General features: G+C 71.4%; 22 protein-coding genes. 15 read left to right on the top strand and 7 right to left on the bottom strand.

From position 1 onward, the window contains the following. Entirely contained in the window at nucleotides 1-714 is a 714-nt protein-coding gene (locus ACIPSA_RS33610) for a hypothetical protein (protein WP_402641461.1), read from the top strand. 83 nt (nucleotides 715-797) lie between these two features. Here the strand turns inward: ACIPSA_RS33610 and ACIPSA_RS33605 are convergent, their stop codons facing one another. The 3 genes from ACIPSA_RS33605 to ACIPSA_RS33595 all read right to left on the bottom strand — a co-directional run bounded on the left by ACIPSA_RS33605 (nucleotide 798) and on the right by ACIPSA_RS33595 (nucleotide 5,297). Further along, nucleotides 798-1,985: a sulfotransferase family protein gene (locus ACIPSA_RS33605; RefSeq protein ID WP_402641458.1), complete on the bottom strand. Its 1,188-nt coding sequence runs from the start codon at nucleotides 1,983-1,985 to the stop codon at nucleotides 798-800. 133 nt (nucleotides 1,986-2,118) lie between these two features. Next, on the bottom strand, nucleotides 2,119-4,170 hold the full coding sequence (locus ACIPSA_RS33600; RefSeq protein WP_402641456.1) for a TIM-barrel domain-containing protein: 2,052 nt from the start codon (nucleotides 4,168-4,170) through the stop codon (nucleotides 2,119-2,121). A gap of 113 nt (nucleotides 4,171-4,283) precedes the next feature. Then, nucleotides 4,284-5,297, bottom strand: a complete 1,014-nt coding sequence (locus ACIPSA_RS33595) for a LacI family DNA-binding transcriptional regulator (protein ID WP_402641454.1) — start codon at nucleotides 5,295-5,297, stop codon at nucleotides 4,284-4,286. A gap of 235 nt (nucleotides 5,298-5,532) precedes the next feature. On the opposite strand from ACIPSA_RS33595, the gene ACIPSA_RS33590 reads away from it, so the two are divergent. Both ACIPSA_RS33590 and ACIPSA_RS33585 read left to right on the top strand, forming a co-directional pair. Further along, nucleotides 5,533-6,342, top strand: coding sequence for an endo-1,4-beta-glucanase (locus ACIPSA_RS33590; protein WP_402641451.1), 810 nt, complete (start codon nucleotides 5,533-5,535; stop codon nucleotides 6,340-6,342). A 123-nt stretch (nucleotides 6,343-6,465) separates the two neighbouring features. Next, nucleotides 6,466-8,397 (top strand): acyl-CoA dehydrogenase family protein, encoded by a 1,932-nt coding sequence (locus ACIPSA_RS33585; protein ID WP_402641449.1) that lies wholly within the window; start codon nucleotides 6,466-6,468, stop codon nucleotides 8,395-8,397. 3 nt (nucleotides 8,398-8,400) lie between these two features. On the opposite strand, the gene ACIPSA_RS33580 is transcribed toward ACIPSA_RS33585, so the two are convergent. Then, nucleotides 8,401-8,859: a lamin tail domain-containing protein gene (locus ACIPSA_RS33580; RefSeq protein WP_402641447.1), complete on the bottom strand. Its 459-nt coding sequence runs from the start codon at nucleotides 8,857-8,859 to the stop codon at nucleotides 8,401-8,403. Between the two features lie 187 nt (nucleotides 8,860-9,046). On the opposite strand from ACIPSA_RS33580, the gene dxr reads away from it, so the two are divergent. The 11 genes from dxr (at nucleotide 9,047) to ACIPSA_RS33525 (ending at nucleotide 19,889) form a co-directional block, all read left to right on the top strand. Next, nucleotides 9,047-10,318: a 1-deoxy-D-xylulose-5-phosphate reductoisomerase gene (gene dxr / locus ACIPSA_RS33575; RefSeq protein WP_402641444.1), complete on the top strand. Its 1,272-nt coding sequence runs from the start codon at nucleotides 9,047-9,049 to the stop codon at nucleotides 10,316-10,318. Between the two features lie 8 nt (nucleotides 10,319-10,326). After that, nucleotides 10,327-11,619: a M50 family metallopeptidase gene (locus ACIPSA_RS33570; RefSeq protein WP_402642042.1), complete on the top strand. Its 1,293-nt coding sequence runs from the start codon at nucleotides 10,327-10,329 to the stop codon at nucleotides 11,617-11,619. A 169-nt stretch (nucleotides 11,620-11,788) separates the two neighbouring features. Further along, a complete protein-coding gene (gene ispG / locus ACIPSA_RS33565; protein WP_402641441.1) occupies nucleotides 11,789-12,946 on the top strand; it encodes a flavodoxin-dependent (E)-4-hydroxy-3-methylbut-2-enyl-diphosphate synthase in 1,158 nt (385 codons plus the stop codon). A gap of 187 nt (nucleotides 12,947-13,133) precedes the next feature. Next, complete coding sequence (locus tag ACIPSA_RS33560; protein ID WP_402641438.1) at nucleotides 13,134-13,982, top strand: GNAT family N-acetyltransferase; 849 nt, start codon at nucleotides 13,134-13,136, stop codon at nucleotides 13,980-13,982. A gap of 73 nt (nucleotides 13,983-14,055) precedes the next feature. Next, nucleotides 14,056-14,637: a GNAT family N-acetyltransferase gene (locus tag ACIPSA_RS33555; RefSeq protein ID WP_402641436.1), complete on the top strand. Its 582-nt coding sequence runs from the start codon at nucleotides 14,056-14,058 to the stop codon at nucleotides 14,635-14,637. Nucleotides 14,638-14,710: 73 nt separating this feature from the next. Continuing rightward, nucleotides 14,711-16,414 (top strand): proline--tRNA ligase, encoded by a 1,704-nt coding sequence (locus tag ACIPSA_RS33550; protein ID WP_402641433.1) that lies wholly within the window; start codon nucleotides 14,711-14,713, stop codon nucleotides 16,412-16,414. 124 nt (nucleotides 16,415-16,538) lie between these two features. Further along, entirely contained in the window at nucleotides 16,539-16,856 is a 318-nt protein-coding gene (locus ACIPSA_RS33545; protein ID WP_402641430.1) for a hypothetical protein, read from the top strand. Next, entirely contained in the window at nucleotides 16,853-17,827 is a 975-nt protein-coding gene (locus ACIPSA_RS33540; RefSeq protein WP_402641427.1) for an FAD:protein FMN transferase, read from the top strand. The genes ACIPSA_RS33545 and ACIPSA_RS33540 overlap by 4 nt, the downstream gene beginning before the upstream one ends. Continuing rightward, nucleotides 17,824-18,429: a ferric reductase-like transmembrane domain-containing protein gene (locus ACIPSA_RS33535; protein WP_402641424.1), complete on the top strand. Its 606-nt coding sequence runs from the start codon at nucleotides 17,824-17,826 to the stop codon at nucleotides 18,427-18,429. The genes ACIPSA_RS33540 and ACIPSA_RS33535 overlap by 4 nt, the downstream gene beginning before the upstream one ends. Next, complete coding sequence (locus tag ACIPSA_RS33530; protein ID WP_402641422.1) at nucleotides 18,426-19,667, top strand: NADH-ubiquinone oxidoreductase-F iron-sulfur binding region domain-containing protein; 1,242 nt, start codon at nucleotides 18,426-18,428, stop codon at nucleotides 19,665-19,667. The genes ACIPSA_RS33535 and ACIPSA_RS33530 overlap by 4 nt, the downstream gene beginning before the upstream one ends. 6 nt (nucleotides 19,668-19,673) lie before the next feature. Beyond that, the gene (locus ACIPSA_RS33525) at nucleotides 19,674-19,889 is read left to right on the top strand and encodes a ferredoxin (protein ID WP_402641421.1); all 216 of its coding nucleotides are present in this window, start codon (nucleotides 19,674-19,676) and stop codon (nucleotides 19,887-19,889) included. Nucleotides 19,890-20,015: 126 nt separating this feature from the next. Here ACIPSA_RS33525 and ACIPSA_RS33520 read toward each other — a convergent pair whose 3' ends face one another. Genes ACIPSA_RS33520 through ACIPSA_RS33510 form a run of 3 tightly spaced genes read right to left on the bottom strand, consistent with a single transcriptional unit; the run spans nucleotide 20,016 to nucleotide 22,030 of the window. After that, the gene (locus ACIPSA_RS33520; protein WP_402641418.1) at nucleotides 20,016-20,948 is read right to left on the bottom strand and encodes an aminoglycoside phosphotransferase family protein; all 933 of its coding nucleotides are present in this window, start codon (nucleotides 20,946-20,948) and stop codon (nucleotides 20,016-20,018) included. A gap of 42 nt (nucleotides 20,949-20,990) precedes the next feature. After that, nucleotides 20,991-21,500 (bottom strand): ferritin-like domain-containing protein, encoded by a 510-nt coding sequence (locus tag ACIPSA_RS33515; RefSeq protein WP_402641416.1) that lies wholly within the window; start codon nucleotides 21,498-21,500, stop codon nucleotides 20,991-20,993. Then, complete coding sequence (locus tag ACIPSA_RS33510) at nucleotides 21,497-22,030, bottom strand: hypothetical protein (protein WP_402641414.1); 534 nt, start codon at nucleotides 22,028-22,030, stop codon at nucleotides 21,497-21,499. The genes ACIPSA_RS33515 and ACIPSA_RS33510 overlap by 4 nt, the downstream gene beginning before the upstream one ends. Nucleotides 22,031-22,253: 223 nt before the next feature. On the opposite strand from ACIPSA_RS33510, the gene rimP reads away from it, so the two are divergent. After that, nucleotides 22,254-22,757 (top strand): ribosome maturation factor RimP, encoded by a 504-nt coding sequence (gene rimP / locus ACIPSA_RS33505; protein ID WP_402641411.1) that lies wholly within the window; start codon nucleotides 22,254-22,256, stop codon nucleotides 22,755-22,757. The last annotated feature ends 2 nt before the right edge of the window (nucleotides 22,758-22,759 follow it).

The following is a 22,759-nucleotide window of genomic DNA, read 5'->3' as shown; positions in this document are numbered from 1 at the left end:
ATGGCAACAAGCGCTCTGAACAGGATCACCAAGGCCCTGCTCGCCCCCGCCCTCGCGCTCGGCGTCACCGTCGGACTCGCCTCCGCCCCCGCCTCGGCCGCCGTCTGGAGCTCCTGCGACCAGTGGGGCAACACGACCCTGAACGGCTACACCCTCTACAACAACATCTGGGGCTCCGGCGCCGGCAGCCAGTGCGTCTGGGCCAACTCCGGCACCAACTGGGGTGTCTGGGCCAACCACCCCGACACCGGCGGCATCAAGTCCTACCCCAACGCCAAGAAGGTGATCAACAAGTCGATCACCTCCCTCTCCTCGCTCACCAGCAGCTACAACGTCACGGTCCCGTCGTCCGGCTCGTACAACACGTCGTACGACATCTGGGACACCAATTACGACTACGAGATCATGCTCTGGGTCAACAAGACCGGGGCCGTCGGTCCGCTCGGCACCTCGCAGGGCACGCTGACGCTCGGCGGTTCGACCTGGACCGTCTACAAGGGCAACAACACCGCGAACGACGTCTTCTCGTTCGTCCGCACGTCCAACTCGACCTCGGGCACCGTCAACATCCTGCCGATCCTGAAGTGGATCAAGGACACCAAGGGCTGGTTCGGCAACGTGACCATCGGGGACCTGCAGTTCGGCTTCGAGATCACGTCCTCGTCCGGCGGCCTGGACTTCGTCACCAACAGCGAGAGCGTCACCAGCGGCTGACGTCGGCGGCCAGCCGATCGAGCGGGCCGGCCCGGAACGTCCGCGGGGCCGGCCCGGAACGTCCGCGGGGCCGGCCCGTGCGGTCACGTCCGGTCGACCTCGGCGCGCAGGGCGTTGTAGTCCGTGAAGGCGGCATCGACATCGGCCCGGGTCAGGCCGTAGCGGGCCAGGTCGTACAGGTGCGGGCGGTTGCCCCTGGGCCGGGCGGCGGCCTCGGGGAGACGGGCCGCGTCGGCGTCGGTCCAGGGTGCGCCGACGGCCGCGTAGAGCTTCGGGGCGCCCGCGGCGGGGTCGGCGCCGAGCCAGGAGTAGGGCACGTCCACCAGGGCCTCCCGGGGGACGGCCGCACGGGCCGCGAGGCCTCGGGCGGCGGAGCGGCTCAGCAGCTCCAGCCAGGTGGCGCCGATCCAGTGCGGGTCGAGGGGCCGGGTGCTGACGGCCATGCCGTGCTCGACCAGGCTGCAGAACGAGGCCACGACGGTCGCCGGGTCGCGGTGCGTCCACACGATGGTGGCGTCCGGGAAGACGGCGCGCAGCGCGTCCAGGTTCTCCAGGTGCAGCGGGGACTTCAGCACCCAGCGGCGGCGGGGGCGGCCGTACTGGAGCACCTGGTACACCTGCTTGAGGTGGCGGTAGTCGGGGACAAAGTCCCGTGCGTCGTGCCAGGCCAGGTACTCCGGGATGCGAGCCTGGGACAAGGGCATCACCGTGTGCGGAAGCCCGAAGGTGCACTCCTCGGGGCCCTCGGGCCGCAGGGCGTGGATGTCGCGGAAGCGCGGGCTGAACAGGTCGATGGAGCCGACCAGCCGGCGCGCGGCCGTGATCGCCTTCTCCCTTTCGGCGGGTCCGGGTTCGAGTCCGGGGGTGAGTAACTCCCACAGCAGCGGGCAGCGGTGCTCCTGCGACAGGGACAGCACGCCGTGGGTGAGCGTGGTGGCGGTGCGGGGCAGGCCCACCACGAACACCGGTCTGTCCACCGGCTCCTCCGCGATCTCCGGGCGCTCGGCGATCAGGCGCCGGATCCGGGCCCGGTTGGCGAGATGCCGGCCGACATGCCCCCGTGCGGAGAGCCAGCCGACCGGGGTGAGGTTCTCGGCACCGGCCCAACATCGCAGCAGGAACCGGAAGTCGTCGGCGAACCGCTGGTCGACCTCCGCCTGCCCCGCCTCGGCGAGCAGACGGTCGAAGACCAGGTCGGGCCTTCGGCGGGAGCGGAAGCCGGGCCGGAGCAGCAGGTTGGCCAGGGTGAGGGGGAGGGGCCCTGAGGACACGGCAGCGGAGTCCTTTCGCGGGGGGACGGGGAGAGGGAACCTACTCCGCGCACCTGTCACGACTGCCCCTCGATACCGGCCAGTTGAGAGATTTACATGTCGGTAACCGGCACCCCGTCGCCCCCGCGCACGGCTACTGTGCGACCGGCAGCCTCGCCCCGTCCCGCAGGAACAGCGGGATCCGGTCCAGTGGGGCGTCGACCGTCACCGCCGTACCGCCCTCGTAGGTCTCACCGGTCCACGCGTCCGTCCACCACGCCCCCGCCGGGAGGTACGCGGTGCGGACCGTGGCGCCCGCCGTCAGCACCGGGGCGACGAGCAGGTCGCGGCCGAAGAGGTAGGAGTCGTCGACCGACCAGGACGCGGGGTCCTCGGGAAACTCCAGGAACAGCGGCCGCATCACCGGCAGGCCCTCCTCGTGGGCCTCCCGCATGACCTTCAGGACGTACGGCCTGAGGCGCTCGCGCAGCCGCAGGTACCGCTCCAGGATCGCGCCGGCCTCCTCGCCGTACGACCAGACCTCGTTGGGGCCGCCGGTCATGTCCGGGCCCAGCGGCATGCCCGGGTCGCGGAACCCGTGCAGGCGCATCAGCGGGGACAGCGCGCCGAACTGGAACCAGCGCACCATCACCTCACGGTAGGCCGGGTCCTCCGGGTCGCCGCCGTGGAAGCCGCCGATGTCCGTGTTCCACCAGGGGATGCCGGACAGGGCCGTGTTGAGGCCGGCCGCGATCTGACGGCGCAGGGTCGCGAAGTCGGTGCCGATGTCACCGGACCACAGGGCGGCGCCGTGGCGCTGACTGCCCGCCCAGGCCGAGCGGTTGAGGGTGATCACCTCGCTCTCGCCGGCCGCGCGCAGGCCCTCGTCGAAGGCGCGGGCGTTCTCACGCGGGTAGAGGTTGCCGACCTCCAGGCCGGGACCCGCCCAGTAGCGCAGGTTCTCCTGGAAGCCGGGCTTCAGCTCGGGTTCGCAGGCGTCCAGCCAGAAGGCCGCGATGCCGTACGGGTCCAGGTAGTTCTCCTTGATCCGGGACCAGAGGAAGTCGCGGGCGTCCGGGTTCGTCGCGTCGTAGAAGGCCACCTGGACGGTCGAGGAGACCTCCTTGTCCGGCCAGTCGGCGTGCGCCATCGGGCCGTACTGCGTGCCGATGAAGTAGCCGCGCTGCTCCATGACCGGGTGGTTCTCGGACAGCGGGGACACCGACGGCCAGACGCTCACCACCAGCTTGACGCCCAGCTCCGTCAGCTCCCGTACCATCGCCGCCGGGTCCGGCCACTCCTTCGGGTCGAACTTCCACTCGCCCAGGTGGGTCCAGTGGAAGAAGTCGCAGACGATGGCGGAGAGGGGCAGCCCGCGGCGCTTGTACTCCCGTGCGACGGCAAGGAGTTCGTCCTGGGTGCGGTAGCGCAGCTTGCACTGCCAGAAGCCCGCCGCCCACTCCGGCAGCATCGGCGTGCGGCCGGTCACCGAGCTGTAGTGGCGCTGGCCGTCGGCCGGAGTGCCCGCGGTGATCCAGTAGTCGATCTGCCGGGCCGAGTCCGCCACCCACCGGGTACCGTTGCCGGCCAGCTCCACCCGGCCGATCGCCGGGTTGTTCCACAGCAGGGTGTAGCCGCGGCTGGAGCAGAGGACCGGGATGCCGACCTCGGCGTTGCGCTGGACCAGGTCCAGGACCAGGCCCTTCTGGTCCAGGCGGCCGTGCTGGTGCTGGCCCAGGCCGAACAGCTTCTCGTTCTCGTAGGCGGCGAAGCGCTGCTCCAGGCGGTGGTGTCCGTTGCCGACCGCCGTGTAGAGGCGGGAGCCCGGCCACCAGAAGTGGGCGCGCTCCTCGGCCAGCAGCTCGCCTCCGTCGGCGGTGCGCAGGAAGCGGATCAGGCCCTCGGCGTTCATCTCCACGGTCAGCGCGCCGACCGTCAGTCGTCCCTCTCCGTCACCGGTCCTGATGGTGCTCGCGGTGGCCGGCCGCTCGTCGAGCAGGGCACCGGGCAGACCGTCCAGGACCGGGCCGCCGAGCCGGGCCCGCACCCGGACCGCGTCGGGACCCCACGGCTCGACGCGCACGGTCTCCTGGCGGCCGCTCCACTCCAGGGCACCGTCGCGTTCGCGGAACGTGCCGACGGTGGGGGAGGACTGCGCGAGGCTGACCGCGCCCGACTGGGTCTGGATTTCGGCAGGCTGATTCACGAGGAGTGCTCCTGGGGGAGTGCAGACATGGGGGTGCCCCGGAGGGGCGACGCGTGGGACTCCGGTGGGTGGCGCTCGGGACTCGGGTGGGTGGCGCTCGGGACTCGGGTGGGTCAGGACGCGGTGGGAGCCGGCCCCGAGCTCGCCCGTACCGTCAGCTCGGGCGCGATCAGCACGACTTCGTCGGTTCCGCGGCCGTCGAGCTTGGCCACGAGGTGTTCCACGGCGTACCGGCCCATCTCCTGCGCGGGGATGGCGACCGACGTCAGCCGCACCGACGCCTGGACGGCGACCTGCTCCGGGCAGACCGCGACCACGGACACGTCCTCGGGCACGGCCCGGCCCTGCTGGCGCAGCAGGGCGAGCAGCGGCTCGACGGCGGACTCGTTCTGCACGACGAACCCGGTGGTGCCCGGGCGCTCGTCGAAGATCCGGGCGAGGGTGACGGCCATCGCGTCGTACCCGCCCTCGCACGGGCGGTGCAGCACCCGCAGGCCCAGCTCCCGCGCGCGGGAGCGGAGTCCGTCGAGGGTGCGCTCGGCGAAGCCGGTGTGCCGTTCGTAGACCGCGGGCGCCTCCCCGATGACAGCGATGTCACGGTGACCGAGCTTCGCGAGGTGCTCGACGCACAGGGCGCCCGTCGCCCCGAAGTCGAGGTCGACGCAGGTCAGGCCGGTGGTGTCGGCGGGCAGGCCGATGAGGACGGACGGCTGGTCCGCGCCCCGCAGCAGTGGCAGCCGCTCGTCCTTCAGCTCGACGTCCATCAGGATCATCGCGTCGGCGAGCCCGCTGCCGGTGACCCGGCGCACCGCGTCGGGACCCTCCTCACCGGTGAGCAGCAGGACGTCGTACCCGTGCGTGCGTGCCGTGGTGGCCACCGCGATGGCGATCTCCATCATCACGGGTACGTACATGTCGGTCCGCAGCGGGACCATCAGCGCGATGATGTTCGACCGGCTGCTGGCCAGGGCGCGGGCGCCCGCGTTCGGGTGGTATCCGAGCTCCCGGATGCTCTGCTCGACCCGCTGCCGGGTGGTGGCGGAGATGGACCGCTTGCCGCTGAGGACATAGCTCACCGTGCTCGCCGAGACTCCGGCGTGCTGGGCGACCTCGGCGAGGGTGACCATCCAGCTCTCCAAGATTTGTGAAGCGCTTCGACAGTGCGCATTGCTGACAAGGGCGAGTGAGGGTGTATCGACAGTAGCTTTCGGTGCGGGTGGGTGTCCATAGGCTGTCGAAGCGCTTCGACACCTTTTCCGAAGCCGGTCGGGCGGCGAGAAGGCGGTGGGAGTACGGCAACCTTTCGGCCGGGTGGCGACCACAGGGAGGCGGTACACGAACCGTCCCTCGGAAGGACCCCCGATGCAACACCGCAGACCGCGCCTGTCCAAGAAGGCGAAGACGCTCGTCGCCGCCTCCGTCGCCCTGGCGGCCGCCGCGGGCGTCACCGTGGCGCAGGCCGGCGAGTCGAGCAAGAAGTGTACGGCCTTCGACACCATCACGCTCGGCAAGTACTACGTGAACAACAATCTGTGGGGCCAGGACAAGGGCACCGGCACCCAGTGCGTCTGGGACAACTCCCGGAGCGGCTCGACGATCTCCTGGGGCACGAACTACACCTGGGCGAACAACAGCAAGGGCACCGACTCCGACGTGAAGTCGTACGCCAGTACGGTCCTCGGCTGGCACTGGGGCTGGAAGGTCGACAAGGCGAGCACCGGGCTGCCGATCCGGGTCGGCGACCGCAAGAAGGTCACCGCCAAGTGGAGCTTCTCGGTCAGTTCGAACCCCGGCACCATGAACGTGTCGTACGACCTGTGGCTGCACGCCAAGAGCACCGCGGACTGGCAGGACCAGCCCACTGACGAGGTCATGATCTGGCTCGACCGCCAGGGCGGCGCCGGCCCGCTGGGCACCAAGTACGGCAGCGTCAGCCTGGACGGGTCCATGTGGGACATCTACCGGGGCGACATCGGCTGGAACGTCTACTCCTTCGTCCGGCGCACCAACACCACCAGCGCCACGCTGAACCTCGACGACTTCACCCAGGCACTCGTTCGGCGCAAGCTGCTGAGCAACGACAAGTTCGTCTCCGGCATCGAGTCCGGAAGCGAGGTGTTCAAGGGCTCCGGGCGGCTTGACACGAAGTCGTACTCCGTCGACATCGGCTGATACACACGCCGATCGGACGCGCGAGGACTGGTGGGGGCGGCCGGTTTCGGGTACCAACGATCCAGTAGCACTGGTCGGTAGCGAACGGTCCCCTGCATCCCTATTCGCGGCGAGGTGAGCCTCATGTCCGCCCCCACCACCAAACCAACGGTCACCGAGCGTGAGGCCCGCCAGGTCGCGGAGGCCGCGCGGGAACAGGACTGGCGCAAGCCCAGCTTCGCCAAGGAACTGTTTCTCGGCCGCTTCCGGCTGGACCTCATCCACCCCCATCCGCTCCCGGCGGACGAGGACGTGCAGCGCGGCGAGGAGTTCCTCGCCAAGCTGCGCGACTTCTGCGAGACGCGGATCGACTCGGCCCGCATCGAGCGCGAGGCGCGGATCCCGGACGAGGTCATCGACGGGCTCAAGGAGCTCGGCGCCCTCGGCATGAAGATCGACACCAAGTACGGCGGCCTCGGCCTCACCCAGGTGTACTACAACAAGGCGCTCACGCTGGTCGGCTCGGCCAGCCCCGCGGTCGGCGTGCTGCTCTCGGCACACCAGTCGATCGGCGTACCGCAGCCGCTGAAACTGTTCGGCACGCAGGAGCAGAAGGACACCTTCCTGCCGCGCTGCGCCCGCACCGACATCAGCGCCTTCCTGCTCACCGAGCCCGATGTCGGCTCCGACCCGGCCCGCCTCGCCACGACCGCGGTGCCGGACGGGGGCGACTACGTCCTCGACGGGGTGAAGCTGTGGACCACCAACGGCGTGGTCGCCGATCTGCTGGTGGTCATGGCCCGGGTGCCGAAGAGCGAGGACCACAAGGGCGGCATCACGGCCTTCATCGTGGAGACCAACTCGCCCGGCATCACCGTGGAGAACCGCAACGCCTTCATGGGGCTGCGCGGCATCGAGAACGGCGTCACCCGCTTCCACCAGGTCCGCGTGCCCGCCGCCAACCGCGTCGGGCCGGAGGGCGCGGGCCTGAAGATCGCGCTGACCACGCTGAACACCGGGCGTCTCTCCCTGCCCGCATCGTGCGTCGCCGCCGGCAAGTGGAGTCTGAAGATCGCCCGGGAGTGGTCCGCGGCGCGCGAGCAGTGGGGCAAGCCGATCGCCCGGCACGAGGCGGTCGGGTCGAAGATCTCCTTCATCGCGGCCACCACCTTCGCCCTGGAGGCCGTGAGCGAGCTGTCGTCGCAGATGGCCGACGAGAACCGCAACGACATCCGCATCGAGGGCGCGCTCGCCAAGCTGTACGCCTCCGAGATGGGCTGGCTGATGGCGGACGAGCTGGTGCAGATCCGCGGCGGCCGCGGCTTCGAGACGGCGGAGTCGCTCGCGGCCCGCGGCGAGCGGGCGGTCCCCGCCGAGCAGATGCTGCGCGACCTGCGCATCAACCGCATCTTCGAGGGCTCCACCGAGATCATGCACCTGCTGATCGCGCGCGAGGCCGTCGACGCCCACCTCTCGGTCGCCGGCGACCTCATCGACCCCGAGAAATCCCTGTCGGACAAGGCGAAGGCCGGCGCGAACGCGGGCGTGTTCTACGCCAAGTGGCTGCCGAAGCTGGTCGCCGGACCCGGACAGCTCCCCTCCTCCTACAGCGAGTTCAAACACGGGGCGGACCTCTCCCCGCACCTGCGCTACGTCGAGCGGCACGCCCGCAAGCTCGCCCGGTCCACCTTCTACGCCATGTCCCGCTGGCAGGGCCGGATGGAGACCAAGCAGGTCTTCCTGGGCCGGATCGTGGACATCGGCGCGGAGCTGTTCGCGATGAGCGCGGCCTGCGTCCGGGCCGAGCACCTGCGCAGCCGGGGCGACCACGGCCGGGAGGCCTACCAGCTAGCCGACGTCTTCTGCCGCCAGGCCCGCATCCGCGTCGAGGAGCTCTTCCAACGGCTGTGGAGCAACACCGACGACCTCGACGGCAGGGTGGTCAAGGGGGTCCTCGGCGGAGCCTACGAGTGGCTGGAGCAGGGGATCGTCGACCCGTCGGGCGAGGGCCCCTGGATCGCCGACGCGGCCCCGGGCCCCAGCCGCCGGGAGAACGTGCACCGTCCCATCAGGTGACGGTCAGCACCACTTGTCGCTCGGGTCCCGCGTCGTCCAGGAGCAGGAGTCGACCTTGGTGCCACTCGCCTTGGTCAGCGTCGCCGTGTCGCTGGTGTTGTTCCACACGTAGGCGCGGCGGCCCTGGTACTTGTTCGACGCGGTGTCCGTGCCCCTGCCCGTGTGCACCTTCATCGTCTTGCCCGCGCCGATCTTGACGTTCGGGAAGACGTACTTGTGGTTGGAGGCGTCCTTCAGGATCCAGCCGCCCAGCGAGATCGCCGAGCCGCTGGTGTTCTTGATCTGCACCCACTCGCCGTTCAGGCTCGCGTTGGAGCGGTCGTCCGAGCCGGGGCTGTCGAACCAGACGTGGTAGATCGTCACGCCGCCGGCGGCCTCGGCCGGGGTGCTGAGCAGGGTGCCGGTGAGCAGCGCGGCACCCGCGAGGGCGGGCAGGGCAGTACGTATGCGCAGAGCACGCATGGAGAAATCCCCCCAAGGATGTCGTCCGCGGCCGGTGGTGTATCGGCCAGGACTGAAGTGTTATCACACGATCTTCACTGCAAGTTCACAAGGGGGATTTCGCCCCATTCGGCAACGAGACCTGATAAGGCACCCGCCCGAGGGACGCGCTGTCCTGCCGGACGCCGGTTGCGGCAACAATGGAGGGATGACCGACAGTCCCGCCAGTCCGGCACCCCTCGCCGACCCGCACCTCGTCTACGACCCCTTGGCCGGAGACGGCCCCAAGGACGTGGTGATCCTCGGCTCCACGGGGTCCATCGGCACCCAGGCCATCGACCTCGTGCTGCGCAACCCCGACCGCTTCCGGGTCACCGCCCTCTCCGCCAACGGCGGACGGGTCGCCCTCCTCGCGGAGCAGGCGTACCGGCTGCGGGCGCGGACCGTCGCGGTCGCCCGCGAGGACGTAGTACCGGCACTGCGCGAGGCGCTCGCCGCGCAGTACGGCGCCGGGGAGCCGCTTCCCGAGATCCTCGCCGGACCGGACGCGGCCACCCAGGCCGCCGCCTCCGACTGCCACACGGTCCTCAACGGCATCACCGGCTCCATCGGCCTCGCCCCGACCCTCGCCGCCCTGGAGGCGGGCCGCACCCTCGCGCTCGCCAACAAGGAGTCGCTCATCGTCGGCGGCCCGCTGGTCAAGGCGCTCGCCAAGCCCGGCCAGATCATCCCGGTCGACTCCGAGCACGCCGCGCTCTTCCAGGCGCTGGCCGCCGGCACGCGCGCGGACGTGCGCAAGCTGGTCGTCACCGCCTCCGGCGGCCCGTTCCGCGGCCGTACGAAGGAGGAGCTGTCCCAGGTGACGGTCGAGGACGCCCTCGCGCACCCCACCTGGGCGATGGGCCCGGTCATCACGATCAACTCCGCGACCCTCGTCAACAAGGGCCTGGAGGTCATCGAGGCACACCTGCTGTACGACATTCCCTTCGATCGCATTGAGGTCGTCGTGCACCCGCAGTCGTATGTGCACTCGATGGTTGAGTTCACCGACGGATCCACACTCGCCCAGGCGACGCCCCCCGACATGCGTGGGCCGATCGCCATCGGTCTGGGCTGGCCCGAACGCGTCCCGGACGCGGCGCCCGCCTTCGACTGGAGCAAGGCGTCGACCTGGGAGTTCTTCCCGCTCGACAACGAGGCCTTCCCGTCGGTGAACCTCGCCCGGCACGTCGGAGAGCTCGCGGGCACCGCACCGGCGGTGTTCAATGCGGCCAACGAGGAGTGCGTCGAGGCCTTCCGTGGCGGTGCCCTGCCCTTCAACGGGATCATGGAGACCGTCACACGGGTGGTCGAGGAGCACGGCACGCCTCGTACGGGAACCTCGCTCACCGTGTCGGACGTCCTCGAAGCGGAGACCTGGGCACGGGCCCGGGCCCGGGAACTGACAGCGCACACGGCGACCGCGGAGGCGCGTGCATGACAGCCTTGATGATGATCCTCGGCATAGTCGTCTTCGTGATCGGCCTGCTGGTGTCGATCGCCTGGCACGAGCTGGGGCATCTGTCCACCGCCAAGCTCTTCGGCATCCGCGTGCCGCAGTACATGGTCGGCTTCGGCCCGACCATCTGGTCGCGGAAGAAGGGCGAGACGGAGTACGGGATCAAGGCGATCCCGGCCGGCGGCTACATCCGCATGATCGGCATGTTCCCGCCGGGCGAGGACGGGCGGATCACCGCGCGCTCCACCTCGCCCTGGCGCAGCATGATCGAGGACGCCCGCTCGGCGGCCTTCGAGGAGCTCAAGCCCGGCGACGAGACCCGCCTCTTCTACACGCGCGCCCCGTGGAAGCGGGTCATCGTGATGTTCGCAGGCCCCTTCATGAACCTGATCCTGGCGGTCGCGCTGTTCCTCACGGTCCTCATGGGCTTCGGCATCTCCCAGCAGACGACGACCGTCAGCTCGGTCTCCAAGTGCGTGATCGCGCAGAGCGAGAACCGTGACACCTGCAAGAACTCCGATGAGGCCTCCCCGGCCGCGGCCGCGGGCCTGAAGGCGGGCGACAAGATCGTCTCCTTCGACGGGACGAGGACCGACAGCTGGAACCAGCTCTCCGACCTGATCCGCGCCACGCCGGGCAAGGAAGTGCCGATCGTCGTCGAGCGCAAGGGCCAGGAAGTGACCCTGCACGCGAAGATCGCCACCAACCAGGTCGCCAAGAAGGACTCCAGCGGCCAGATCGTCCAGGGCAAGTACGTCACAGCCGGCTTCCTCGGCTTCAGCGCCGCCACCGGCATCGTCCGCCAGGACTTCGGCGAGTCCCTGACCTGGATGGGCGACCGGCTCGGCGAGGCCGTCGACTCCATCGCGAGCCTCCCCGGCAAGATCCCCGCCCTGTGGAACGCGGCCTTCGACGGCGCCCCCCGCCAGCCCGACTCCCCGATGGGCGTGGTCGGCGCGGCCCGCGTCGGCGGTGAGATCTTCACGCTCGACATCCCGCCGACCCAGCAGCTGGCCATGGCGCTGATGCTGGTCGCCGGCTTCAACCTGTCCCTGTTCCTCTTCAACATGCTCCCGCTGCTCCCGCTCGACGGCGGGCACATCGCGGGCGCCCTGTGGGAGTCGCTGCGCCGCCGGCTGGCGAAGGTGCTGCGCCGCCCGGACCCCGGTCCGTTCGACGTGGCGAAGCTGATGCCGGTGGCCTATGTGGTGGCCGGGATCTTCATCTGTTTCACCTTGCTCGTCCTGGTCGCAGATGTCGTCAACCCGGTGAAAATCTCCTAGCCACACGGCATTCACGGCGGCCCGGAACGCTTTGTTCCGGGCCGCCTTCCATTGAGTGGGTTTACCGGGTGGGGTGTGCTCGGGCCTTGGCCAGTGCCGTAATCTCGAAGCCTGGAGCCCGCCGGTCACGGGACCGGACCTTGATCCACGACTTGGGGTTGCACAGCAGATGACTGCGATTTCTCTCGGCATGCCGTCCGTTCCGACCAAGCTCGCCGAGCGCCGCAAGAGCCGGCAGATCATGGTGGGATCCGTGGCGGTCGGCGGAGACGCCCCGGTGTCGGTGCAGTCGATGACGACGACCCGTACGTCGGACATCGGCGCCACGCTGCAGCAGATCGCCGAGCTGACCGCCTCCGGCTGCCAGATCGTCCGCGTCGCCTGCCCGACGCAGGACGATGCCGACGCGCTGGCCACCATCGCCCGCAAGTCGCAGATCCCGGTGATCGCGGACATCCACTTCCAGCCGAAGTACGTGTTCGCGGCGATCGAGGCGGGCTGCGCGGCCGTCCGCGTCAACCCCGGCAACATCAAGCAGTTCGACGACAAGGTCAAGGAGATCGCCAAGGCGGCGAAGGACCACGGCACCCCGATCCGCATCGGCGTGAACGCGGGCTCCCTCGACCGCCGGCTGCTCCAGAAGTACGGCAAGGCCACCCCCGAGGCCCTGGTCGAGTCGGCCCTGTGGGAGGCGTCCCTCTTCGAGGAGCACGACTTCCGGGAGATCAAGATCTCCGTCAAGCACAACGACCCGGTCGTGATGATCGAGGCGTACCGGCAGCTCGCCGCCCAGTGCGACTACCCGCTCCACCTCGGTGTGACCGAGGCCGGCCCGGCGTTCCAGGGCACGATCAAGTCGGCGGTCGCCTTCGGCGCCCTGCTCTCCCAGGGCATCGGCGACACGATCCGCGTCTCCCTCTCCGCGCCTCCCGTGGAGGAGGTCAAGGTCGGCAACCAGATCCTGGAGTCCCTGAACCTCAAGCAGCGCGGCCTGGAGATCGTCTCCTGCCCGTCCTGCGGCCGCGCCCAGGTCGACGTCTACAAGCTGGCCGAGGAGGTCACGGCAGGCCTCACCGGCATGGAGGTCCCGCTCCGCGTCGCCGTCATGGGCTGCGTCGTCAACGGCCCCGGCGAGGCCCGCGAGGCCGACCTCGGCGTCGCCTCCGGCAACGGCAAGGGCCAGATCTTCGTGAAGGGCGAGGTCATCAAGACCGTCCCCGAGTCCAAGATCGTGGAGACCCTCATCGAGGAGGCCATGAAGCTCGCGGAGCAGATGGAGGCGGATGGCATCGCCTCGGGCGAGCCGTCGGTGTCGGTGGCGGGCTGAGCTTCGCACGGGCGGGCCCGCGCCCCGAGCGGGCCCGCGCCCCAAAGGGGCGCGGGGAACTGCGCGACCAGCCACAGACGGCCGGCAGCCGCCAGCAAACCGAAACCTCCCGAGCTCGAAAGCGCACCGCCAAGGCAGCGCAGCTATAGTGCGGAGATCAGCAGAACCCCAGGGTGAGGCCCCGCACGTGTTGACCCAGACCACCTCACGGGTGCTCGAACCGAGTGACCTGGACGCCGCGCTCGCGGTCCTCGACCGCGAGCCCGTCGTGAATGCCTTCGTGACGTCCCGGGTACAGGTCGCCGGCCTGGACCCGTGGCGGCTCGGCGGCGAGATGTGGGGCTGGTACGAGGACGGCATGCTGACGTCCCTGTGCTACGCGGGCGCCAACCTCGTCCCCATCTGTGCCACCCCGAGGGCCGTACGCGCCTTCGCGGACCGCGCGCGCAGGGCCGGCCGCCGCTGCTCCTCCATCGTCGGCCCCGCCGAGCCCACCGCCCAGCTGTGGCGGCTCCTCGAACCGCACTGGGGTCCGGCCCGGGAGGTCCGCGCCCACCAGCCGCTCATGGTCACCGACCACATGCCCGCCGGCATAGCCCCGGATCCCTACGTCCGCCGCATCGGCAAGGACGAGATGGAGGCGATCATGCCGGCGTGCGTGGCGATGTTCACCGAGGAGGTCGGCGTCTCCCCGCTGGCCGGCGACGGCGGGCTGCTCTACCAGGCGCGGGTCGCCGAACTGGTCGGCTCCGGCCGCTCCTTCGCCCGCCTCGACGAGCACGGCAAGGTCGTCTTCAAGGCGGAGATCGGCGCGGCGACCGCCCACGCCTGCCAGATCCAGGGCGTGTGGGTGGCCCCGGAGTACCGGGGGAGGGGGCTCGCGGCGCCCGGCATGGCGGCGGTGCTGCGGTACGCGCTGGCGGACGTGGCGCCGGTCGTGAGCCTGTACGTCAACGACTTCAACACGGCGGCCAGGCGGACATACCGCACCGTGGGCTTCCAGGAGGTCGGCGCGTTCATGAGCATCCTGTTCTGATCCCGGACATCGTGTTCCGGCCGCGCACCGCAGTGCTGTTCTGAGCCTGGTGCGAGCCCTGTAGTCTCCGGGCATGCTGCGCTTTCCCGGTCACGGTCACCGCCACCCCGACGACATCGTGATCGGCCCGCTCGACCTGTCGGCCCGCGTCGACGAGGCCCTCACCGTGCAGGCAGTCGCCTTCGGTCTCGGCGCCGACGAGGTCGCCGTACGCCGCCAGATCGTGCTGCGCCACATGACCTTCCCAGGAGCCCGCGCCCTGGGTGCCACCACCGCCGACGGCAGCCTGGCCGGCTTCGTGTACGGCATGCCCAACGACCGCAGCCACTGGTGGTCCACCGTCGTCGAGCCCTACCTGCGCGCCCAGGGCCGCGACGAGTGGCTCGACGACTCCTTCGTGATCACCGAGCTGCACGTCCACCCGCGCTACCAGAACCGTGGCATCGGCCGCGCCCTGATCACCACCATCACCGACGGCGCCACCGAACCCCGCTCGATCCTCTCCGCCATCGACACCGACAGCCCCGCCCGCGGCCTGTACCACTCCCTCGGCTACCAGGACCTGGCCCGCCAGGTCCTCTTCCCCAGCGCCCCCAAGCCGTACGCCGTCATGGGCGCCTCTCTCCCGCTGCGCCGCCGCCAGGACATGCATTAACCGATTTCCACCCGCACAGCAAGCCCGGCTAACCTCCTAGCCATCACCCTTTCCCGGCAGGAGTACGAGAACCATGGCGAACGCACCGGTCCAGCGCATGTCCCAGTTGATGGCGAAGACGCTGCGCGACGACCCGGCGGACGCCGAGGTCCTCAGCCACAAGCTCCTCGTCCGCGCGGGCTACGTCCGCCGCACCGCCGCCGGCATCTGGAGCTGGCTGCCGCTCGGCAAGAAGGTCCTCTCCAACGTGGAGCGCATCGTCCGTGAGGAGATGGACGCCATCGGCGCCCAGGAGGTGTCGCTCCCCGCCCTGCTGCCCCGTGAGCCGTACGAGGCGACCGGCCGCTGGGACGAGTACGGCCAGGAGCTGTTCCGGCTCAAGGACCGCAAGGGCGGCGACTACCTCCTCGGCCCGACCCACGAGGAGATCTTCACCCTGCTGGTGAAGGACCAGGCGTCCTCCTACAAGGACCTGCCGGTGATCCTCTACCAGATCCAGACGAAGTTCCGTGACGAGGCCCGCCCCCGGGCCGGCATCCTGCGCGGCCGTGAGTTCCTGATGAAGGACTCGTACTCCTTCGACACCGAGGACGAGGGCCTGGCCCAGTCCTACGCCCTGCACCGCCAGGCCTACCAGCGGGTCTTCGAGCGCCTCGGCCTCGACTACCGCATCTGCGCCGCCACCGCCGGCGCCATGGGCGGCTCCAAGTCCGAGGAGTTCCTGGCCCCGGCCGAGGCCGGCGAGGACACCTTCGCCGACTGCCCGAACTGCGACTTCGCGGCCAACACCGAGGCGATCACCTATGAGCTCAAGCCGGTGGACGGGTCCGACGTGCCCGCCGCCGAGGAGATCCCGACCCCGGACACCCCGACCATCGAGACCCTCGCCGCCCATCTCGGCGTCCCGGCCTCCGCCACCCTGAAGAACCTCCTCGTCAAGGTCGACGGCGAGGTCGTCGCCGTGGGCGTGCCCGGTGACCGCGAGGTCGACATGGGCAAGGTCGAGGCACACTTCGCCCCGGCGGTCGTCGAGATGGTGACCGAGGCCGACTTCGCGGACCGCGCGGACCTGGTCCGCGGCTACGTCGGTCCGCAGGGCCTGGAGAAGGTCAAGTACATCGCCGACCCGCGCGTGGCCCCCGGCACCTCCTGGATCACCGGTGCCAACAAGGCGGGCACGCACGCGAAGAACGTCGTCGCGGGCCGTGACTTCGAGGTCGACACGTACGTCGACGTCGTGGTGGTGCAGGACGGCGACCCGTGCCCGAAGTGCGGCACCGGTCTCAAGCTCGACCGCGCCATCGAGATCGGCCACATCTTCCAGCTCGGCCGCAAGTACACCGACGCCCTCAAGCTCGACGTCCTCGGCCAGAACGGCAAGCCGGTCCGCGTGACCATGGGCTCCTACGGCATCGGTGTCTCCCGCGCGGTCGCCGCCATCGCCGAGCAGAGCGCCGACGAGCACGGCCTGGTGTGGCCCAAGGAGGTCGCCCCGGCCGACGTGCACGTCGTTGCCGCCGGCAAGGCCCTGCAGACGGAGCTCGCCCTCGACGTCTCCGAGAAGCTGCGGGCGGCCGGGCTGCGCGTCCTGGTCGACGACCGGGCCGGCGTCTCCCCGGGCGTGAAGTTCACGGACGCCGAGCTCATCGGCGTACCGCAGATCCTGGTGGCCGGCCGTCGCTCCGCCGAGGGCGTCCTGGAGCTCAAGGACCGCAAGACCGGTGAGCGCGAGGAGCTGACCGTGGACGAGGCGATCGCCCGCCTCACGGCGCAGTAAAGCAACCAGTAAAGAAACTCCTCAGAAAGCTCTCCGGAGGCCTTCAGGCACCTCACAGCTTTCTCTCAGGCCGTTCCCCGACCGTAGGACGCGTGACACAGCGTCACCAGGGAGGGGAACGGCCATGACAAGCAGGGAACGAGGAGCCGCGGCCGCGGTTCGCAGAGGGGCCCGGCGCACGGCGGCGACGGCGGCGGCGGTCACACTGGCGGCCGCCGCCGGGATGTTCGCGCTGATCGGCACGATGCACACGGACACCGAGTCCTCCGCCTCGACCGCGAGCACCAGTACCAGCAGCACCAGCAGCAGCGGGGCCGACAGCAGCTCCGGTTCGGCCGGCGGCACGGACACCGGCACCTCGTCGTCCTCCGGCCTGCAGTCGTCCTCCGGCGGCCTGACCTCCGGCAGCGGCTCCGCCGACGCCACCTCGGGGGCGTCGTGACGACCACCCCCACCACACCGCGTACGACAGCGGCCACCGAGTGGCGGGCCCTCGGCACCCGCGTCCGCCTGGTCGTCACCGACCCGGCCCTGCTCGACTCCTGCAACCTGCTCCTCGCCCGGCACCTCGCCGAGGTCGACGCCGCCTGCAGCCGCTTCCGCGCCGACTCCGAACTGACCGCCCTCGACGCCACGAACGGCCGCCCGGTCCGGGTCAGCCCGCTGCTCGCGGAGGCACTCGCCGTCGCCCTGCGCGCGGCCGGGGCCACCGACGGCGCCGTGGACCCCACGGTCGGCTCGGCGATGGACGCGATCGGCTACGACCGCGACTTCACCCTCGTCCGGGAGGACGACCGCCCGGTGTCGCTGCGGGTGCGCCGGGCCCCCGGATGGCGGAGGGTACGGCTCGACCGCGCGACCGGAACGGTCACCGTCCCGCAGGGCGTCCGCCTCGACCTGGGCGCCACGGCCAAGGCCTGGGCCGCCGACCGGGCCGCCGCCGTGCTGGCGCGCGCCGCCGACTGCGGGATCCTGGTCAGCCTCGGCGGCGACACGGCCGTCGCGGGGGAGCCCCCGGCCGACGGCTGGCAGATCCGCGTCCAGGACGTCACCGGCCCGGTAGAGGAGACGCCCGCACGGGGCCCGTACACCACCGTCGGACTGCGCGACGGCGGTCTGGCCACCTCCGGCACCGGCGCCCGCCGTTGGCGGCGCGGCGGCCACGACCTCCACCACATCGTCGACCCGCGTACCGGCCTGCCCGTCCGCTCCCCCTGGCGCACGGTCTCCGTCGCCGCCGCCACCTGCGCCGACGCCAACGCGGCCAGCACGGCGGCGCTGGTCAAGGGCGTGGGCGCGGAGCGCTGGCTGACCCGGCTGGGGCTGCCCGCGAGGCTGGTGGCGCAGAACGGCACGGTCGTCACCACACCGGGCTGGCCCACCGGCACCGCGGGCCTGGAGGCCGCCGCATGAGCTCCGAGACCCTCTGGTACGCCAACCGCGCCACCGGCGCCGTCTGCCTGGCCCTGTTCACGGTGGTCGTCCTGCTCGGCGTCGCCGTACGACTGCGCGGCAGGATCCCCGGCCTGCCCCGCTTCGGCACCGTCTCGCTGCACCGCACCCTGTCCCTCTCCGCCACCGCCTTCCTTGCCCTGCACATCGCCGTGGCGGTCGTGGACAGTTATGTGCACATCACCGTCCTCGACGTCCTCGTCCCCTTCGTCTCCGACTACCAGCCCCTCTGGCTGGGGCTCGGCACGGTCGCCCTCGACCTGATGCTCGCGGTCCTGGTCACGAGCCTGCTCCGGGACCGGCTCGGGCACCGGACCTGGCGAGCCGTGCACCGGCTGGCATACGCCTGCTGGCCGCTCGCCCTGATCCACGGCATCGGCATCGGCACGGACACCGGTACCGACTGGATGACCTGGCTGACCGTCTCCTGCGTGACCGCCGCGGTCGCCGCCCTCGGACTCCGCCTGGCCCACGCCGTCCGCGCCTCCCGCCACACACCCGCCGCTCTCCTCCACGCCGGCGAACGCACCCGCGAACGGACCATCGAAGGGGCCCGCTCATGACCGCGACCTTCACCCCTGCCTTCACCCCTGCCTTTCCCCAGGTCTTCATGTCGCCGCGTCTGCTCGCCCCCGGCGGCACCCCGGCCGACCACACCACGCACGAACAGCGCAACGGGCCGCTCGCGTACGGCAATCCCGCCGGGCTCCTGCGCACGGTCGCCGAGTCCGGCCTCACCGGGCGCGGCGGAGCCGCCTTCCCGACGTACCGCAAACTCGTCGCGGTCGCCGACGCCGGCCGCCGTGCCGAGCGCGCCCCCGTCGTCGTCGCGAACGGAGCGGAGGGCGAGCCCGCGTGCCGCAAGGACCGGACGCTGCTGCGGCTGTCGCCCCATCTCGTCCTGGACGGGCTGCAGTTGGCGGCCGAGGCGGTCGGCGCGGGGGAGGCGTATCTCGCGGTGGAGGACGGCGCCTCCTACCTGGAGTCGGCGCTCGCCCAGCGGCGCGACCCGCTGCGGGTGAAGGTCGTACGGCTGCCCGGGCGGTTCCTGGCCGGACAGGCCTCCGCCCTCGCCCGGTACGTCTCCGGCGGCGCCGCGTTGCCCACCCACCAGAACCCGCCGGTCCGGGAACGCGGGGTGCGCCGGGCGCCGACCCTGGTCCAGAACGTCGAGACGCTGGCCCACCTGGCGCTGATCGCCCGCTACGGCGCCGACTGGTTCCGCTCCGCCGGGACCCCGGCGGAGCCGGGCAGCACGCTGTGCACGGTGCACGCGCCCGGCGGTGAAGTCCGGGTCGTGGAGGCGCCGTTCGGCATGCGGATCGGCCGGCTGGTACCCGTGCGGGGCACGGGAGCCGTGCTGGTCGGCGGCTACCACGGCACCTGGATCCCGGCCGCGGAGGCGGCGCAACTCCCGCTGAGCACGGCGAACCTGGGCGCCGGTGTCCTCGCGGCCCTCCCCGCCGACCGCTGCGGCCTCGCCGAAACCGCCCGCGTCCTGCGCTACCTGGCGCTGGAGTCGGCCGGCCAGTGCGGCCCCTGCCTCAACGGCCTGCCCCGCATCGCCACCGCCTTCCGGACCCTTGCCCGCCCCGGCCCCCAGGGCACCGCCCGCGAGGACGTCGCCCGCTGGGCGGGTCTGGTCGAGGGCCGCGGTGCCTGCCACCACCCCGACGGCACGGTCCGCCTGGTCCGCAGCGCCCTCACCACGTTCGCGGGCGAACTCGACGCCCACGCCCACGGGGTGTGCACCGCGACCGACCACACCCCTCTGCTGCCCGTACCCGACGAGCGGAGCTGACCCCTCATGTCCCAGGACCAGCGCATCGACATCGACTGGACCGCCTGCCAGGGCCACGGCCTGTGCGCCGAACTGCTCCCCGAGCACATCACCCTCGACGAGTGGGGCTACCCGCTGGCCAACGGCACTCCGGTCCCTGTCCGCGCCGTCAAGCGCGCCCGCAGAGCAGCAGCCGACTGTCCCGTGCTCGCCCTCAGACTGACGGCAGACGCGGCGCCCTGAAGGGGCGCGGGGCTGTATCACCGTGCGGCTCCGCCGCGCGGGCGCGACCAGCCACGACGCGCCCGCGATCACAGGACGACGCGCACCGGACGACGCGCACCCCGGACCCGACCTCCCCGAACCGCCCTAAAGCCACCCGGCGAACTCCAGCAACAGCTCCGCATCCTTCGGCCGCCCCACCCGGAGGGCCCGCATCCCGGACTCCACCGCCCGGAACAGGGTCCAGCCCCGCAACCGGTCCTGGTCCACGTCCAGCGACTCGGCGAGCCGTTTCACCCGCCGGCGGGTCGTCGCCGCTCCCGACGGCGAGGCGATCAGGTCCTCCACCCGGTCGCGCACCAGCCGTGCCAGGTCGAAGGCGCACTCGCCGACCACCGGGTCCGGGCCCACCGCCAGCCACGGCGACCGCTCGCCGGCGAGCACCTTGCTCTGCCGGAACGTGCCGTGCAGCAGCCGGTGCTCGGGCGGCGCGGCCAGCAGTTCCTCGCGGGCCGCGAGTGCCGCTTCGACCAGCGGCACGGCCTCGGGATCGGCCAGGGCACCCGCCCGCATCGCTGCCGCCTGCCGGCCGGTCCGCTCGGCCACGGTCTCGAAGGAATGAGCGGCGTCGGCGTCACCGGCACCGTGATCGGGCGGCTCCACCCACAACCGCCGCAGCGTCCCCGCCGCCTCCAGCAGCGCCTTTGCTTCCGGCAGCGAGCGCAGCGACACGTCCGGGTGCAGCCGTTCGAGCAGCAGCACGCCCTCACCGGCCTCCCCGGCCAGGGGCTCCAGCAGTTGTACGGCGCCCAGGCCGTCCCAGTGCGCGAGCGCCGCCCGTTCGCTCTCCGGCCGGGCCCGGGGCGGCGCCAGCTTCAGTACGGCCGGGGTTCCGTCGGGCCGCCGCACCAGCACGACCAGGCTGCTGCGCCCGCCCGGCACCTGGACCCGCTCGACGGTCAACTCGCGTAGCGCGACGGCCTGCTGGGCCGCCTCCGGCAGCCTCTCCAGCCAGTCGTCACCCTGGGGCGCCGTCTCACCGAGCGCCCTCACCAGGCGCTGCGGCGGTTCGAAAGCCATACGCGAGTCGTTCCCTTCCTGCTGTACGGGACGGCGTACGGATCACGCCGTTGCTGTCGCCGAGGCCGAGGGCGCAGCCGTACCGGCCGCCTCCTCCGCCCGCTCGGCGAGACCAGGGAAGGCTACGCTCTCCCCGCGCCAGCGCACCGCGCGCACCGCGGCTTCGCGCAGCGCCGCGGCGGCCGCGCCACGCCGTTCGCCGGTGGCCGCCCGCACCAGGTCGGAGTACACGTCGGCCACCCGGTCCTCCAGCCGGGCGGCGAGCCGGACCGCGGCCGCGGAGTCCGATACCGGGAACGGCAGCGCGTACGCGGCGTTCGCGGCGACGGGCTCGCCGCCCAGGTCGCGCACCTCGCGCACCAGCGCGTCCCGCCGGGCGCGGTGCGCGTCGTAGGCCGACCGTGCCTGAGTCAGCCGGGCCTCGCCGATCCGACCGCCGACGACTCCGTAGCCGTACACCGCCGCGTGCTCGGCGGCCAGGGCCGCCTGCAGGGCCTTCAGCCGGCCGTTCTTGTCCTTCTCGTCCCTCTTGTCCTTGCTCTCGCCGCTCACTTGCCGCCCTCCGTCAGCAGATACGCGTGCGCCGCCCCGGCCGCCGCCACCGAGGCCAGCAGCCGTGCCAGCTCGCCCGGGACGTCCAGGAGGTCCTTGCTCCGCCGGTCGGCCAGGGACCGCTCGGCGGCGGCGAGGCCGGCCAGGGCGTCCTTCTCGTCGGCCGGGACGGACGGGGAGGCGGACGGGGAGGCCGAGGCGGAGGCGGAAGTCCTGGGCGACCGCGACGGGGTGGGCGTACCGTCCGCGAACACCCTTGCGTGCGCCGCGACCTCGGCCCGCAGAGGCCGCAGCCGCTCCGCGAGCGCCGGATGCGCGGCGATCACGGCGTCGTACTGCTCCACGAGCCCCAGGCTGTCCCGCGCCGCACGCGCGCGTGCCCGCTCGGTGACCGACGGGCCGCCTGCCGTACCGCTGTCAGGGTCGGCGCCCGGGGAACAGCCCACGAGCAGGGCGGCCCCCGCGGCCGAGGCGAGCAGGAATCTTCTGCGCGGCCCCGAGGGGGTGCGCGACGGTGGGGGGAACGGCACGGCAGACGTCCTCGGGGAACTCGTACGAAGAAAGGGGCGGGCACGCCAGTGATCACGGTACCTGCGCACCTGGCAGGCACCAGTCATCGGCACCCGTGACCGGCACCGGTCCACCGGCACCCGTCGGCCGCCGGTGGACGGCAACACTCCCCGCGACCGGATACCCTTTGACCAGACACGCGACCCATCCCACAACAGCACACGCGGCCGAGGAGTCACCCGGATGAGCACCACCCAGAGCGAGAGGCTGCGGGAACTGCTGGAACCGCTCGTCACCTCACAGGGCCTGGATCTCGAAGAGATCGCCGTGGACTCCGTCGGACGCAAGCGAGTGCTGCGCGTCGTCGTCGACTCCGACACCGGTGCGGACCTGGACCAGATCGCCGATGTGAGCCGCGCGCTCTCGGCGAAGCTGGACGAGACGGAAGCGATGGGCGAGGGCGCGTACGACCTGGAGGTCGGAACCCCGGGCGCGGAGCGCCTTCTCACGGAGCACCGGCACTATGTGCGCGCCGTCGACCGGCTGGTCAAGTTCCAGTTGGCCGAGGGCGGCGAACTGGTCGCCAGGATCCTGAAGGTCGACGACGAGGGCCTCGACGTGGAAGTGCCCGGAGTGAAGGGCCGCAAGGCCACCGCCCGCAGACTCGGCTTCCCCGACATCGACAAGGCGCGCGTCCAGGTCGAGTTCAACCGCAAGGACAGGAACGAGAAGGAAGAGGAGGCGTAGCC

The sequence above is a fragment of the Streptomyces sp. NPDC086549 genome, assembly GCF_044746205.1.
GTDB lineage: Bacteria > Actinomycetota > Actinomycetes > Streptomycetales > Streptomycetaceae > Streptomyces.
The sequence above is the reverse complement of the archived record's forward strand: the minus strand, read 5'-3'. Positions and strand labels throughout refer to the sequence as shown.

What these genes read in the sequence shown, in the direction of transcription:
- ACIPSA_RS33610 (WP_402641461.1), top strand. Translation starts at nt 1, where the DNA reads ATGGCAACAAGCGCTCTGAACAGGATCACCAAGGCCCTGCTCGCCCCC.
- ACIPSA_RS33595 (WP_402641454.1), bottom strand. Translation starts at nt 5,297, where the DNA reads ATGGTCACCCTCGCCGAGGTCGCCCAGCACGCCGGAGTCTCGGCGAGC.
- ACIPSA_RS33590 (WP_402641451.1), top strand. Translation starts at nt 5,533, where the DNA reads ATGCAACACCGCAGACCGCGCCTGTCCAAGAAGGCGAAGACGCTCGTC.
- ACIPSA_RS33585 (WP_402641449.1), top strand. Translation starts at nt 6,466, where the DNA reads ATGTCCGCCCCCACCACCAAACCAACGGTCACCGAGCGTGAGGCCCGC.
- ACIPSA_RS33580 (WP_402641447.1), bottom strand. Translation starts at nt 8,859, where the DNA reads ATGCGTGCTCTGCGCATACGTACTGCCCTGCCCGCCCTCGCGGGTGCC.
- dxr (WP_402641444.1), top strand. Translation starts at nt 9,047, where the DNA reads ATGACCGACAGTCCCGCCAGTCCGGCACCCCTCGCCGACCCGCACCTC.
- ACIPSA_RS33570 (WP_402642042.1), top strand. Translation starts at nt 10,327, where the DNA reads ATGATGATCCTCGGCATAGTCGTCTTCGTGATCGGCCTGCTGGTGTCG.
- ispG (WP_402641441.1), top strand. Translation starts at nt 11,789, where the DNA reads ATGACTGCGATTTCTCTCGGCATGCCGTCCGTTCCGACCAAGCTCGCC.
- ACIPSA_RS33555 (WP_402641436.1), top strand. Translation starts at nt 14,056, where the DNA reads ATGCTGCGCTTTCCCGGTCACGGTCACCGCCACCCCGACGACATCGTG.
- ACIPSA_RS33550 (WP_402641433.1), top strand. Translation starts at nt 14,711, where the DNA reads ATGGCGAACGCACCGGTCCAGCGCATGTCCCAGTTGATGGCGAAGACG.
- ACIPSA_RS33545 (WP_402641430.1), top strand. Translation starts at nt 16,539, where the DNA reads ATGACAAGCAGGGAACGAGGAGCCGCGGCCGCGGTTCGCAGAGGGGCC.
- ACIPSA_RS33535 (WP_402641424.1), top strand. Translation starts at nt 17,824, where the DNA reads ATGAGCTCCGAGACCCTCTGGTACGCCAACCGCGCCACCGGCGCCGTC.
- ACIPSA_RS33530 (WP_402641422.1), top strand. Translation starts at nt 18,426, where the DNA reads ATGACCGCGACCTTCACCCCTGCCTTCACCCCTGCCTTTCCCCAGGTC.
- ACIPSA_RS33525 (WP_402641421.1), top strand. Translation starts at nt 19,674, where the DNA reads ATGTCCCAGGACCAGCGCATCGACATCGACTGGACCGCCTGCCAGGGC.
- ACIPSA_RS33520 (WP_402641418.1), bottom strand. Translation starts at nt 20,948, where the DNA reads ATGGCTTTCGAACCGCCGCAGCGCCTGGTGAGGGCGCTCGGTGAGACG.
- rimP (WP_402641411.1), top strand. Translation starts at nt 22,254, where the DNA reads ATGAGCACCACCCAGAGCGAGAGGCTGCGGGAACTGCTGGAACCGCTC.